The organism is Urbifossiella limnaea, from assembly GCF_007747215.1.
GTDB classification, from domain to species: domain Bacteria; phylum Planctomycetota; class Planctomycetia; order Gemmatales; family Gemmataceae; genus Urbifossiella; species Urbifossiella limnaea.
In genome coordinates this window covers 4,740,610-4,754,586 of record NZ_CP036273.1, presented here as the reverse complement: position 1 = coordinate 4,754,586, position 13,977 = coordinate 4,740,610, and the positions used below count along the sequence as shown (strand labels likewise).

Here is a 13,977-nt window from a genome sequence, read left to right as displayed (position 1 = left end):
CCGCCACACGACACCGCTCTCAGTCCAAGCCGGGAGCGGTCGGCCGAGCCGGGCGTGGGTCAGGGCGGCCTCTCGGGCCGCACCCTTCAGGGCGGCGTCGATCCGGTCGTTGTCTGCGATCAGCGCGTCGAACTCGCTTCCGTTTCGGTCAGCCACGGCCGGCCCCCTTCCGAATCGAGCCCCGAACCGTCACCCGAACCGTCGCTGCCGCATCTGCAAGTAGTCCAGCAGGGCCTTGTCGAAGCCCACCGACGTGTCGATCGGCACGTAGTCCACGTTCGCCCCGGCGCACTCCCGCCGGTACGTCTCGCGCAGCTCGCGGACGGCGCTCAGGTAGTCGTCGCGGATGCCGGCGGCGTCCACCTCCAGGTGCCGCTCCGGTCCCTCCACGTCGGCGAAGTCCACGAGGCCCGTCAGCGGAAAGTTCGCCTCCAGCTCGTCGAGCACGTGGAACAGGATGACCTCGTGGCCGCTGTAGCGGAGGCGGTACAGGCTCCGCAGCACCGGCTCCGGGTCGGTGATCAGGTCGCTGAACACCATGACCAGGCTCTTGCCGCGCAGCATCGGGGCCAGCTGCGTCAGGCTGCCGGCGATGTCGGTGTCGCCGGTCGGCTTCAGGTTGGCGAGCACCGACAGGATGGTGCCGAGCTGAGTCCGCTTGCTCTTCGGCGGCACCACGGTGGCGAGTTTGGTGTCGAACGCGACAAGACCCACCGGGTCTTGCTGGAGGATCATCAGGTAGCCGAGCGCGGCGGCGAGGCAGACGCAGTAGTCGAACTTGGTGAGTGTCTCGTCGGCGGGGCCGGGAGAGGTGCGGTCGAGGCGGACGCCGGCCGCCTTTGCGGCGGCCCGGCCGTTCCAGTCCATCGACTTCGACAGGTCCATGACGAGGTAGCCCGTCATGTTCGTCTCGGCCTGGTACTTCTTGACGTAGTACCGGCCGGTCTTCGCGTAGACGTTCCAGTCCAGCGTCTTCAGGTCGTCGCCGGGCGTGTACTTGCGGTGCTCGGAGAACTCGACGCTGAACCCGTGGAACGGGCTGGCGTGCAGCCCGGTGAGGAAACCCTGCACAATGAACTTCGCCCGCAGGTCCAGCCGCGACACCTGGCGGATGACCTCCGGGCGGAGGTACTTCTCGGCGCTGCTCATGCCGGCATTGTACGGCTACTCCTTCTTCCCCTTCACCCGCTTGTACTCGCCCTCGACCACGGGCTTCACGTTGTCGATGTTGTCGCCCTGTAGGTCGGACAGCTCGGCCGTGTCACCGGCCGCCTTCCACTTGAAGCTGAACTCGAAGCCCACGGGGGGCTTGTTCGGGAAGTTCCCCTTCTCCTCGACGTCCTTGATCTGTGCCGTCACGACCCCGCCCTTGACCTCGACCTTGCACCCGGCCACGACGCCGTTGTCGCCGTTCATCACGGTCAGCTTCAGGGAGCCCGCTTTGGCGTCGGTGAAGTCGAACTTCAGTTCCAGGCCGCCGGCCTCGCGGGTCCACACGCCGGCAGGGCCGTCGGCCTTCTTGTCGGTTTTGGCGTCCTGTGCCTGGGAGCCGCCGGCGGCGACCAGCACGGCGGCGAGCGCGAACGTCGTGAACACGCGGAGCATTGGAGTGCCTCGGTGAGCGGAACCGCGGGACAGGATCGTCGGCAGCGTATGGACGCCGGCCGGCGGCGGACATTCCGGCGTGACCGTTACGCCGCGGCGGGTTTGCCCAGTTTCGCGCGCGTTCGGCGGGTTCCGGTTGTCCGGAGTCGTCCGGGCTTGCCGCGGCCGCCGATTCTACCGGCACCGCCGCCTCTCCGGGGGATCGATCATGCGCCACACCGCCCTCCTGGTCGCCGCCGTTTGCGCGACCGCTACGACCGGCACCGCCGCCGACTTCGGGAACGCCATCTTCGCCGCCCCGACGCGGTCCTCGACCGCGACCGTCGTCCCCGGCGGCGGGCCGCTCGTGGCGCCGGCCATCACGCCGACTGGCACCACGCACTTCGGCCGTCAGGAGTTCGAACTCATCCCCGCGGGGTGGGAGCGCGAGCCGTTCTTCACCCGCGACCCGGGCCGGTACACGTCGAACGCCTGTGACTCGCCGGTGCAGTGCTCGGCCGTCGGCTTCGTGGCGCTCGACTTCCTGCTGTGGGCAACGCAGGGGCCGGGCGCGCCGGCCGTCGTCACCACCGGGCCGGCCGTACTCGGGCCCGGGTTCGCGGGCACGCCGGGGGTGCCGGGGACGGTCGCGTTGTTCGGCGGGTCGCGGGTGCTGAACGACGTGCGGCCCGGCTTCCGCTTCGACTTCTTCCTCCCGGTCGCGGCCGACGGCCGGTGGGGCGTGGGCACGCGGTTCGAGATGCTCGGCGCCTCGGCCGACTCGCTCGCCGCGGTCGCCGACGGTACCACGGTGCTGAACGTCCCGCAGTCGGTGGGCGGGCTCCCGGTGCCGGTGTACGTCGGCTTCCCGGGCCAGACCGCCGGCACGGTGACGGCCTCGACGCACACGAACTACCTCGGCGGTGACGTTCACCTGCGGCGGAACCTGTGGGCCGGCGACACTGTCCGCCTCGACGGCGTCCTCGGCTACCGCTACCTGCACCTCGGTGATCGGATCGCGTCGTCGTGGGACGTGTTCGGCCCGACGGCCCCGCCGCCGCTCGGCGGCCGCGTCATGGCCGACGACGGCGTCCGCACGCGAAACGACTTCAACGGCGGGCTGCTGGGTCTGGCCCCGACGGCGAACTTCGGCCGCTTCTCGGTCACCGGTCGGATGGCGGTCGCTCTCGGCACCACGACCAGCGAGCGCGACGTGACCCGAACGCGCGTCGTGGTGCCGGGCCTGACGAACGGCGGCCTCGCGGGCCTGACGCCGGTGACGCTCGTGAACGTGGGCGCGCGGGACCAGCAGAGCGACTTCGCGGTCGCCCCGGAGTTCGGCCTCAAGTTCGGCTGGCGGGCGGCGGACGCGCTGCACCTGACGGCCGGCTACTCGTTCCAGTACTGGAGCCGCGTCCGCCGGGCGCAGGAGCATTTCGACCTGGGCGGCTTCGCCGCCAACCCCACGACCGACTTCTGGGCGCAGGGGCTGTCGCTGGGGCTGGAACTGCGGTACTGATAGCGGTGCGTGGTCGCCGACCCCCCACCCGAGCCACCCCATGCCGCGCTCGTCCGTCGTCGTCACTTTGTTCGCCTTGAGCACGCCGCTATTAGCGGCGGACTGGCCGCACTGGCGCGGGCCGACGCGCGACGGCCATACCGGCGAGTCGTCCGGATGGGCCGACGGACGCTGGCTCCCGGACCGACCCGCGTGGACGGCGAATGTCGGTGCCGGGGCCAGTTCCCCGCTTGTTGTCGGCGACAGCGTCTACGTCCTCGGTCGGACCAGCGGTCACGACGCACTCCGGTGCCTGGACGTGCGCGACGGCAAGACGCTGTGGACGGCTCAACATCCCGGCCCGCTCTACGGCCGGTTCCACGCCGGCGACGAGGGTTTTTATTCCGGCCCGTCGGCCACGCCCGAGTACGACCCGCAGACGAAGTTCCTGTACACCCTCGCCCCGGACGGCGACCTCCGCTGCCGCGATGCCGCCGCGGCCGGCAAGCACGTGTGGGCCGTCAACCTGTACGACGCCTACGGAGCCAAGCAGCGGCCGCGTGTCGGCCGCTCACCCGTCCGCGACTACGGGTACACGTCGAGCCCACTCGTTCATGGCGGCTGGCTCCTGGTCGAGGTCGGGTCGCCTCGCGGCACACTTGTCGCGTTCGACAAGCGCACCGGGACGGAAGCGTGGCGGTCCGAACTGACCGATGAGGCCGGCCACACCGCGGGTCCCGTGCCGATCACCGTCGAGGGCGTGCCGTGTGTCGCCGTCCTCACGATGCGGCACCTGGCCGTGATCCGGCTCGACGCCGGGCGAGCGGGAAAGACAGTGGCCGCCGTCCCGTGGGAGACGGAGTTCGCCAACAACGTGGCTTCGCCGGCGGTGCGGGACAACTTTGTGGTGGTCACCTCGGCGTACAACCAGAACGCGATCAGCAAGCTGCGCGTGACGCTGACGGGGGCGACGGAGGTGTGGCGGAAGCGGTTCCCGTCGAAGGTGTGCACCCCGGTGGTCGTCGGCGGGCACCTCTACCTGGCGTGGCAGCGGCTACGGTGCCTCGACTGGGAAACCGGCGAGCAGAGGTGGGAGGGCGGGGCGTTTGGCGACGCGGGTTCGTGTGTGGCGACCGCCGACGGCCGGCTGGTGGTGTACGGCGGCACTGGTAAACTCGCGCTGGTGGAGGGCGCGGCACGGTCCCCGACGGCGTACACCGAACTGGCGGTGCGCGACCGCGTCGTCGGGGCCGTGGCGTGGCCGCACGTGGCGTTGGCCGGCGGGCGCGTGTTCTGCCGGGACCGCGAAGGAACCCTGGCGTGCTTCACCGTCGGGAAGTGAGCACGGGGTTGAACCGTGGTACGCACACCCCACGTGCCTACCACGTCCGGTCGAGGCGTCACCCGACACCGAACGGCGGCGCGTAGAACACCTGCCCCTCGAAGCCGGCCAGCGCCCCCGGCACGAGTTCGAGTGCCATGAAGTGCGGCCCCGGGAACGGAGACCGCAGCCGCTCCGCGAGCGCGGCCGAGAAGCCGAACCGCGGGTAGTAGTCGGCGTGCCCGAGCACCACGACCGCCCGGTGGCCGCGCCCTCGGCATGCGTCGAGGGCGGCGCGGAGCAGGTCGGCGCCGACGCCCTGGCGCTGCCGGCCCGGGGCGACGGCCATCGGCGCGAGGGCCAGCGCTTCGATCACGCCAGTCGCTGATTCGACCGGCAAGCGAGTGAACAGGACGTAGCCCACCACTTCGCCGTCGAGTTCCGCCACGAAGGCCGCGCGGACGTACCCGCCGGAGCGGAGTGAGTCCACGAGGTCCGCCTCGTCGCCTCGACCGAACGCCGCGCGGACGACGGCGCGGACCGCGGGCTCGTCCGCCGGCGTCTCGTCGCGGATCAGCGCGCCGGCGACAGCGACAAACCCGTCACCGGCCCGGACCAAGATCGGCTCCGGCAACTCGACCCACCCGTCGGCACCAGCAAGGCTGCGGGTCAGCACGTCGCCCGGTTCTTCGCCGACCAGCCGGTAGACGGTGACGCGGCTGCCCGAGGGCACGCCCTCGACGCGGACGCGGTCGATGCGGCGGTCGTCGGCGAAGCGGAAGGTGTAACGCGAGTCACGGTAGAGCGGCGTCACGGCTGAACCCACCCGGGCGGGAACTCGCCCACGTCGTGGTAGCCGATGACGTCGAGCTCCAATGCATGGTCGCGCGTCAGGCGGCGCAACGCCGCTACTGCGCGCCGCCGCGCGACGTCGTCCTCGGCCCGCGCGGCCGCGAGCGCCGACACCGGGTGATCGTCTCGCTCCAACTCGACGCGGAGGTAGTACGCGTCCCCGGCGTGGAGCAGCCACCGCCCACCGGTTCGGACCGCGACGCCGCAGTGCCCACTCGTGTGGCCGAACAGTGGGACGAGCAGCACCTCCGCCCCCAGGTTCAGCGGCCGGGCGGGTAAGCCGAACCACGTCATGCCGGAGTGAGCGTGCGGCTCCCAGCGCGGCTCGTGGGCGAACTGCGCCGGGAGGTACCGAGCGTTTCCGGCACTCAGGGCGTCGAGCTCTTCCGCGGCGAGGTGGACGCGGGCGAAGGGAAAGTCGGCGAGCCCTCCGGCATGGTCTGGGTCGGCGTGCGTCAGCACGATGTCGCGCACGTCGTCGGCCCGGAAGCCGAGCCGTTCCACCTGGCGGAGCGCCGTGTCTTCCTCGCGGAACTGGAAGCCGACCAGCTCGATGAGTTCGCGGCCGATGCGTCCCTCCGGGTCGCGCACGTCGTGGAGGCCGACCCCGGTGTCGATCAGCGCCAGGCCGGTGGGCGCTTCGAGCAGCAGGCAGTGGCACGACGCCCGCGGGTTCGGGGGGGCGTGGAGCCAGCCGCAGTTCAAATGACGGGCCACCACCGACACGGTTCCCTCCGGTGTCACGCCAACAGCTTCTCGATCGCCCCCACCAGCTTCTCCGGCTTCGTGGACGTGCCGTAGCGCGCTACCACCTCGCCGTCACGGCTCACGAGGAACTTGGTGAAGTTCCACTTGATCGCCTTCGTCCACAATAACCCGCGGCGGGCGGCCTTCAGATGACGGAACAGCTGGTGGGTGCCGGGGCCGTTCACCTTCACCTTCTCGAACAGCGGGAACGTCACGCCGTAGGTCGTCGAGCAGAATCCGGCGATCTCGCCGGGGTCGCCGCGCTCCTGCCACAGGAACTGGTTGCACGGGAAGCCGAGGACGACGAACCCGCGGTCCTTGTAGCGGCGGTACAGTTCTTCGAGCCCGGCGTACTGCGGCGTGAAGCCACACTTGCTGGCCACGTTCACGACCAGCATCACGTGCCCGCGGTACGGGGCGAGCGTGCCGGGGGTACCGTCCAGCGCCGTCACGGGGATGTCGTAGATGTTGTCGTCCGGCATCGCGCCGCCTCTATTGTGCGCCTTCCAGATTACGGGTTGACCGTCTCACAGTCTCGGTGGACACTGGCGGCATCCCGCCCCGCTCTCCCTTTTTCGGAGCCGCCCGTGCGCCTCGCCGCCCTCCTCGTGCTTCTTCTTCCGTCCGTCTCGCTCGCGCAAGAGACACCAATCCTGAGATCGGCTCGGTCCGGCAACTGGTCCGACCCCGCCACGTGGATCGGCAACGTCGTGCCCGGTGCCGGCAGCCGCGTCGTGGTCCGCGCCGGCCACACGGTCACCTACGACGTGCGCTCCGACGCTGTGGTCCGCGGCCTGAACGTCTCGGGCTCCGTCGTGTTCGCCACCGATCGCGACACGGTGCTGAACGTCGGCCTCATCAAGATTCAGGCCGGCGACGAGTACAGCGAGGACGGATTCGACTGCGACCACGCCCCGCCCGCCGACCCCACCGCCGTCCGCCCGGAACTGGTGATCGGCACGCCCGACCGGCCCGTCGCCAAGGGGAAGACGGCGCTGGTGCGCCTGCACTACGTTGCCGGAATGGACAAGGACAAGTGCCCGGCGGTGGTGAACTGCGGCGGGCGGATGGATCTTCACGGCCAGCCGCTGAACCTCGCCTGGGTGCGACTCGGCGCGAACGCGAAGGTCGGTGACACCAGGGTGACACTCGAAACGCCCGTGACCGGATGGAAGGCAGGGGACCGTGTGATCGTGACCGGCACCAGCACCCACGGCCCGGCCAAGACGCAGTCCACGACTGAGGAACGGACCATCACGTCGAACGACGGTTCGGGCATCACGCTGAACGAGCCGCTGACGATGGCCCACCTCGGCGGCGGCGACTACCGCGGTGAGGTGGCGAACCTGAGCCGCAACGTGATCGTCGAGAGCGCGGCGCCGGAGGGCGTGCGCGGGCACACGATGTACCACCGCGGCAGCACCGGCTCGCTGAGCTACGCCGAGTTCCGCCACCTCGGCAAGCCCGGCGTACTCGGGAAGTACGCGCTCCACTTCCACCTCTGCCGCGAGACGATGCGCGGCAGCTTCGTCGTCGGGAATTCGATCTGGGACAGTCAGAACCGCTGGCTCACGATTCACGGCACCGACTACCTCGTGGTCCGCGACAACGTCGGGTACAAGAGCGTCGGCCACGGCTACTTTCTGGAGGACGGGACCGAGGTCTACAACGTGATCGACCGCAACCTGGCCGTCGGCGTCAAGCGCGGCAAGCGGCTGCCGCAACAGGTGCTCCCGTTCGACGCCAACGAGGGGGCCGGGTTCTGGTGGACGTGTAGCCTCAACAGCTTCACCCGCAACGTGGCGACCGAGTGCGGGGAGTACGGCTTTCGCTACGAGGCCACCCCGACGAGCGCGCTCAAGCTGTCCTTCCCGATCCGCCAGGCCGACGGCTCGCGCAGGCTCACAGACCCGCGGACGCTGCCGTTCGTGCGCTTCGAGGACAACGAGGTCCACAGCACGAACGGCCTGTACGGCGTAAACCTCGGCGAAGGGGTCAACCGCGTCGGCCCCGACGAGCGGCACCCGTTCGTGGTCAAGAACCTGAAGGTCTGGGACGTCCACTACGGGTTCCGTCCGCAAGTGCCGAACCTGCGCGTCGAGAACCTGACGCTCCACAAGGTCGCTTACGGCGTGTACCACCCGAACTACGACGGCCACTACTACAGGAACGTGCTGATCAGCCACACGAACACGGAGCCGTTCAACCGCGGCCACGACGACCTGAGCGTGCAGTACGGCCGGCTCGTCGTGGACGGCCTGACGTTCGACTCGTGCCGCTCCGGCGGGATGCCGCTCGTGCAGATCTCGGACGACAACCCGACCGGTGCCGCGGTCACGCACCTGCGGAACGTTCGGACGCGGAACTGGACCGACACCAGTCGGCAGCGGTCGCTGGTGAACCTCGGCGGCGGGCCGCGTCCGGTGCCGAAATCCGAAAAGGGCGTGTCGGTGTACCTGCACGACTGGTTCGGACCCGGCCGCACGGCGCAGGTCGTGAGCGTGAAGTCGGGCGAGTACAAGGCGGACGAGTCGGCGTTCCGCTCGGAACCGCCGCTGACTGGCAATGAGTCGCGAGTCGCGGAGGTGAGCGGGGTGGCGTTCCCGGAGCCGCCCGCGGTCGTGGACGACCTGCCGCCCGCGACGGTCGTCACCCGGGTGATCCGCGAGAGCGGCCGGTTGCTGGTCCGCGGCTCCTGCACCGACAACGGCGTGGTCACGAAGGTGACGGTCAACGGCCGGCCGGCGCGGGCGACGACGCCGAACTTCGCCGAGTGGGAAGTCGAACTGGAGCCCGGCACGCAGCGGGTGGAAGCCCGCGCCGAAGACGCTGCCGCCAACGTGGAGCCGACACCGATGATCCTGGCGGTGAAGTGAACCCCCCCTGGGGTCGCGCGATCGACACTCGCCCCGAACCTCCTCCCAGTGGGCAGCGGGGGCTCGGGGCTACGTCGGGCGCAGGCCGCCCGGCGTGTCCGTAGCAGATCTAGCTGGGCAGCCTGGTAAGAAGCATCGTCGAGCGGAGACACGTCGACGAACTCGCTCCGAATCTCCGATCGTCCCGCGACCGACCTCCGGCGCGATCGACGAGAAACGTACCGGGCACCCTCTTCGACTCGTTCGGGAAAAACCACGACGACCAGTTTGTGCCTGTCCGCGCCTGGTGCCGGAGAATCACCACCGAGAACCGCGGCCCTGAGGACAATTACTGCCGCGAGGCGAATCGCTCGAGTTGGCGCGAGTATCGCGCCGCCGCACGCGGGGTCAGGTGGCGAGGCTGACCGACGCGACTGTACGCTGCCTTTTCACGGCCTCCACTTCGAATTATCACGTGCATCCGCCGTGACGGATCTGTAGCATTGGCCTCACCGGCCGACCCGTCCGAACTCACACCACCCCGTGGTGTCCCACGCACGTCTCGGTCGGAATCGCCGCCCTCCTTCTCATTCTTGCACCAGCCGCGGCCGTGGACGACACCGTCGCCGACTTGCTCGGGTGGGTGCCGGATCGGGCCAACGCCGCACTGTTCATCGACGCCAACGCGATTCAGAAGACGGACATGGTCGTCCGGCTGAAGTGGGCCGGCCAGATGGGGCCGACGTACGGCCTCGAGTCCCTCCCGCCAATCGCCGCACGGCTGGTTGTCGGCTGTCAGATCGACCTGAACGGAGGGATGGACTGGGAGATGGGTGTCGCTGCCCAGCGGAAGCGGACCACCGACGCCGAGTTCGCCAAGGCCAACGGCGGCAAACACGCCACCGTCGGAGGCAAGTCGGTGGTCGTCATCGAGAAGCACGGCATCGCAGCGACCCTCGCCCCGGGCGTGGTGACCGCGCACCAGCCGCCGAACCGCCAGGAGTCCGGGCGGTGGCTCCGGGCGGCGACCGGGAAGGCCGGCCCAGGCATGTCCCCGTACCTGAAGCAGGCTGCCGCCCTGGTCGGCCTTCAGACCCCAGCCGTACTCGCGTTCGACACCACCGACCTGCTCCCCGCCGCGAAGATCAAGGGCGGGCTCGACAATGCCAATAGGTCGGCTCGGGTTGCCCCTGTGGGCTGTCACTGGCGGAGCGTCCAGCGGGGCGCTCGTCAGTGTGCGGCCACGACACATGGCTGCGGTGGCGTGTCAAGGTGGCACAACCCGCGACTGAGTCGGCTGCGGTGTGTCATTTGAAATGCCTGGAGTTCAGGCGGGTGGCGGCCGTTCGAAGAGAGTTTACGTGCCGGCCCGAGGGTTGCGTTAGTGAGCCGATCGGGTGGCGGCCGAGGAGCGACGCATGAAGGTCGGAATCGTCGGGAGTGGGCTGGTCGGATCGACCGCGGCGTATGCCATGGTGATGCGCGGTGTCGGCCGCGAGATCGTGCTGGTCGACATGAACGCGGCCCGCGCCGAAGCCGAGGCGGCCGATATCCGCCACGCTGTCCCGTTCGCGCACGCCCACGAGGTTCGTGCCGGCGGCTACGCCGACCTGGCCGGATGCCTGGCCGTCGTGCTCTGCGCCGGAGTCGGGCAGAAGCCGGGTGAGACGCGGCTAAGCCTGTTACAGCGGAACGCGGCCGTCTTCGCCGAGGTCGTCCCTGCCGTGCTCGCCGCCGCCCCGGACGCGGTGCTCGTCGTCGCAACCAACCCGGTGGACGTGATGACCCACTTGGCCGCGCGGGCCGCGGCCGCGGCGGGTGTGCCAGCCGGGCGGGTGCTCGGGTCGGGCACCACGCTCGATACCGCCCGGTTCCGGTCGCTCCTCGGGGGTCACTGCGGCGTCGACCCGCACCACGTTCACGGGTACGTCATCGGCGAGCACGGCGACTCCGAGGTGCTGACGTGGTCGCTGGTGACCGTCGGCGGGATGCCACTCGAGGCGTTCGCCCAGCTCCGCGGCGTCGACCTTTCCGAGCCGCTCCGGTGCGAAATCGACTCCCAGGTGCGCCGGGCCGCGTACACAATCATCTCGGGCAAGGGCGCGACGTACTACGGCGTCGGGAGCGCCCTGGCCCGGGTGGTCGAGGCGGTGATCCACGACCAGCGTTCCATCCTGACGGTGTGCACTCCGGCCGCGGAGGTTGCCGGTGTCGCCGACGTGACCGTGTCGCTCCCGCGCCTGGTCGGCCGGGCGGGGGTGGCAGAGACCTTCCCGCTCCCACTGACTCCCGACGAACACGCCCGACTCCAGGCCAGCGCCGCGGTCATCCGGCAGGCGCTCGACGAACTCGGGAGTCAACCATGACCGGCACCGCGGGGGTAAGGACAATGAACGACTGCTCCGTTATAGTGGACCTTCAACCGGCAGTGACCGCCGCCCGCCAGGCGCTCGCGCAGACCAGCTACGGCTGGCTCCAGCGGGTCGAGGTCGTCCTGGAAGCCGGCCGCCTCGTCCTCCGGGGCGAGGTCCCGAGCTTTTACTTGAAGCAACTCGCGCAAGTGGCCGTGCTGGCGCTCCCGGACGTACCGGGTCTGCGCAACGAGCTCCGGGTCACCAGCGGGGTCTGACCCCCTCACCGACACCACCGAGAGGATGCAACTGATGCCCCCGACCCCCGCGGCGCCGGCCTCGATCAGCGCCTTCGGCCCGGCCCGGGCCACCGTCGCCGGCACGCCGCTCTCGGCCGACGAGGCTCGCAAGATCGACGCCTACTGGCGGGCGTGTAATTACCTCGCGCTCGGGATGACGTACCTGAAGGCCAACCCCCTGCTCAAGGAGCCGCTCAAGCCCGAGCACATCAAGGACCGCCTTCTCGGTCACTGGGGCGCGAGCCCCGGCCTAGCGTTCTGCTACATCCACCTGAACCGGGCGATCAAGGCGCACGACCTGGACGTGGTGTTCATGGCCGGCCCCGGCCATGGCGCCCCCGGAGTGCTCGGCCCGTGCTACCTGGAGGGGAGCTACAGCGAGGTCTACCCCGACTGCTCCGAGGACGAGGCCGGCCTGCTCCAGTTCTTCCGGCAGTTCTCCTTCCCCGGCGGGATCGGCAGCCACTGCACGCCCGAGACGCCGGGCAGCATCCACGAGGGCGGCGAACTCGGGTACGTCCTCTCGCACGCCTGCGGCGCGGCGTTCGACAACCCGGACCTGATCGTCGCGGCCGTGGCCGGCGACGGCGAGAGCGAGACCGGCCCGCTGGCGACGAGCTGGCACATCAACAAGTTCCTCAACCCGATCCGCGACGGGGCGGTGCTGCCGATCCTGCACCTGAACGGGTACAAGATCAACAACCCGACCATCTGGGCGCGGGTGCCGCACGACGAGATCGAGGCCTTCTTCCGTGGCACCGGCTGGACCCCGTACTTCGTCGAGGGCTCCGACCCGGCCACGATGCACCAGGCGATGGCCGCCACGATCGACAAGTGCGTCGCCGAGATCCGCGCCGCCCAGAAGCAGGCCCGCACGTCCGGCCAGGCGTTCCGCCCGCGGTGGCCGATGATCGTGCTCCGCACGCCGAAGGGGTGGACCAGCCCGGGCGAGTCCGGCGGGCACAAGCTGGAGGGGAGTTGGCGGTCGCACCAGGTGCCGATGGCCGACGTGAAGAAGGACAAGGGCCGGCTCAAGCAGCTGGAAGACTGGCTCCGCGCCTACAAGCCGGAGGAACTGTTCGACGACAAGGGGCGGTTCAGCCCCGAGATCAAGGCACTGTCCCCCGTGGGTACCAGGCGGATCGGCTCCAACCCGCACGCCAACGGCGGGCTGCTGAAAAAGGCGCTCCTCATGCCGGACTTCCGGCAGTACGGGGTGAAGGTCGAGAAGCCGGGTACGACTGAGGCCGAGAACTGCAAGCCGCTCGGCGTGTTCCTCCGCGACGTGATGAAGGCGAACATGCAGCACTTCCGGGTGTTCGGCCCGGACGAGAACACGTCGAACAAGCTCCAGGCTGTCTACGAGGTGTCGAAGAAGTTGTGGCTCGAAGAGTACTTCCCCGAGGACGCCGACGGCACCGAGTTGGCGGTGGACGGGCGGGTCATCGAGATGCTCTCGGAGCACACCCTGGAGGGGATGTTCGAGGGGTACGTGCTGACCGGCCGGCACGGGTTCTTCAGCACGTACGAGGCGTTCGCCCACGTCATCGGGTCGATGTTCAACCAGCACGCCAAGTGGCTGACGATCTGCAACCACCTGTCGTGGCGGGCCAAGGTGCCGTCGGTGAACCTGCTCATCACCAGCACCGTGTGGCGGCAGGACCACAACGGGTTCACCCACCAGGACCCCGGGTTCCTCGACCTGGTGGTGAACAAGAGCGCGGCCGTCACCCGCATCTACCTGCCGCCGGACGTGAACTCGCTCCTGTCGGTCGCGGACCACTGTCTGCGGAGCGAGAACTACTTCAACGTGATCGTGTCCGACAAGCAGAACCACCTCCAGTACCTGAGCATGGACGACGCGATCGTCCACTGCACGAAGGGCGTCGGCATCTGGGCGAAGGCCAGCACCGACCAGGGCCACGAGCCGGACGTGGTGATGGCGTCGGCCGGCGACATCCCGACGAAGGAGGCGCTGGCCGCCGTGGACCTGCTCCGGCAGGAGTTCCCGGACCTGAAGCTGCGGTTCGTGAACGTGGTGGACCTGTTCAAACTCCAGCCCGACACCGAGCACCCGCACGGGCTGAGCGACAAGGACTTTGACAGCCTGTTCACCACCGACAAGCCGGTGATCTTCGCCTTCCACGGCTACCCGTGGCTGATCCACCGGCTGGCCTACCGCCGCAAGAACCACCCGAACTTGCACGTCCGCGGGTACAAGGAGAAGGGGAACATCAACACCCCACTGGAGCTGGCGATCCAGAACCAGCTCGACCGGTTCACCCTGGCGATGGACGTGATCGACCGCGTACCGCGGCTCAAGATCGCCGGCGCGCACGCCAAGGAGAAGTTCCGCAACGAGCAGATCGCGTGCGTGAACTACTCCCACGAGCACGGCGTGGACAAGCCCGACGCGGCTGGCTGGAAGTGGCCGTACTGACTCGCAATCCGGGGACCGGGAGACGGGTAC

Annotated in this window: 12 protein-coding genes; 7 read left to right on the top strand and 5 right to left on the bottom strand. The window is 69.4% G+C overall.

Going from position 1 to position 13,977, the window contains the following annotated elements; genetic code table 11:
• Positions 1 to 189: 189 nt before the first annotated feature.
• Together ETAA1_RS19480 and ETAA1_RS19475 are read right to left on the bottom strand one after the other, a co-directional pair.
• The gene (locus ETAA1_RS19480; RefSeq protein ID WP_145241383.1) at positions 190 to 1,149 is read right to left on the bottom strand and encodes a DUF58 domain-containing protein; all 960 of its coding nucleotides are present in this window, start codon (positions 1,147 to 1,149) and stop codon (positions 190 to 192) included.
• Between the two features lie 15 nt (positions 1,150 to 1,164).
• Complete coding sequence (locus tag ETAA1_RS19475) at positions 1,165 to 1,605, bottom strand: hypothetical protein (protein ID WP_145241381.1); 441 nt, start codon at positions 1,603 to 1,605, stop codon at positions 1,165 to 1,167.
• Positions 1,606 to 1,813: 208 nt separating this feature from the next.
• Here ETAA1_RS19475 and ETAA1_RS19470 point away from each other — a divergent pair, with 208 nt between their 5' ends.
• Together ETAA1_RS19470 and ETAA1_RS19465 are read left to right on the top strand one after the other, a co-directional pair.
• Positions 1,814 to 3,103 carry a BBP7 family outer membrane beta-barrel protein gene (locus tag ETAA1_RS19470; protein WP_145241379.1) on the top strand — a complete coding sequence of 430 codons (1,290 nt, stop codon included), beginning with the start codon at positions 1,814 to 1,816 and terminating at the stop codon, positions 3,101 to 3,103.
• Positions 3,104 to 3,143: 40 nt separating this feature from the next.
• On the top strand, positions 3,144 to 4,424 hold the full coding sequence (locus tag ETAA1_RS19465; RefSeq protein ID WP_145241377.1) for an outer membrane protein assembly factor BamB family protein: 1,281 nt from the start codon (positions 3,144 to 3,146) through the stop codon (positions 4,422 to 4,424).
• Positions 4,425 to 4,482: 58 nt separating this feature from the next.
• Here the strand turns inward: ETAA1_RS19465 and ETAA1_RS19460 are convergent, their stop codons facing one another.
• From ETAA1_RS19460 to ETAA1_RS19450, 3 genes are read right to left on the bottom strand one after another with little or no spacing between them, the layout of a single operon-like run.
• Positions 4,483 to 5,217: a GNAT family N-acetyltransferase gene (locus ETAA1_RS19460; protein ID WP_202920266.1), complete on the bottom strand. Its 735-nt coding sequence runs from the start codon at positions 5,215 to 5,217 to the stop codon at positions 4,483 to 4,485.
• Positions 5,214 to 5,981 (bottom strand): MBL fold metallo-hydrolase, encoded by a 768-nt coding sequence (locus ETAA1_RS19455; protein WP_238389257.1) that lies wholly within the window; start codon positions 5,979 to 5,981, stop codon positions 5,214 to 5,216. Before ETAA1_RS19455 ends, ETAA1_RS19460 begins: the two co-directional genes overlap by 4 nt.
• Before the next feature lie 14 nt (positions 5,982 to 5,995).
• Positions 5,996 to 6,484, bottom strand: coding sequence for a glutathione peroxidase (locus ETAA1_RS19450; RefSeq protein ID WP_145241375.1), 489 nt, complete (start codon positions 6,482 to 6,484; stop codon positions 5,996 to 5,998).
• A gap of 105 nt (positions 6,485 to 6,589) precedes the next feature.
• Between ETAA1_RS19450 and ETAA1_RS19445 the strand changes: the two genes are divergently transcribed.
• From ETAA1_RS19445 to ETAA1_RS19425, 5 genes are all read left to right on the top strand, one after another.
• Positions 6,590 to 8,878 carry a G8 domain-containing protein gene (locus ETAA1_RS19445; RefSeq protein ID WP_202920265.1) on the top strand — a complete coding sequence of 763 codons (2,289 nt, stop codon included), beginning with the start codon at positions 6,590 to 6,592 and terminating at the stop codon, positions 8,876 to 8,878.
• 589 nt (positions 8,879 to 9,467) lie between these two features.
• The gene (locus tag ETAA1_RS19440; protein ID WP_145241371.1) at positions 9,468 to 10,172 is read left to right on the top strand and encodes a hypothetical protein; all 705 of its coding nucleotides are present in this window, start codon (positions 9,468 to 9,470) and stop codon (positions 10,170 to 10,172) included.
• A 103-nt stretch (positions 10,173 to 10,275) separates the two neighbouring features.
• On the top strand, positions 10,276 to 11,223 hold the full coding sequence (locus tag ETAA1_RS19435) for an L-lactate dehydrogenase (protein WP_145241369.1): 948 nt from the start codon (positions 10,276 to 10,278) through the stop codon (positions 11,221 to 11,223).
• Between the two features lie 23 nt (positions 11,224 to 11,246).
• Positions 11,247 to 11,486: a BON domain-containing protein gene (locus ETAA1_RS19430; RefSeq protein ID WP_202920264.1), complete on the top strand. Its 240-nt coding sequence runs from the start codon at positions 11,247 to 11,249 to the stop codon at positions 11,484 to 11,486.
• Positions 11,487 to 11,520: 34 nt separating this feature from the next.
• Positions 11,521 to 13,947 (top strand): phosphoketolase family protein, encoded by a 2,427-nt coding sequence (locus tag ETAA1_RS19425; protein ID WP_202920263.1) that lies wholly within the window; start codon positions 11,521 to 11,523, stop codon positions 13,945 to 13,947.
• Positions 13,948 to 13,977: the final 30 nt, after the last annotated feature.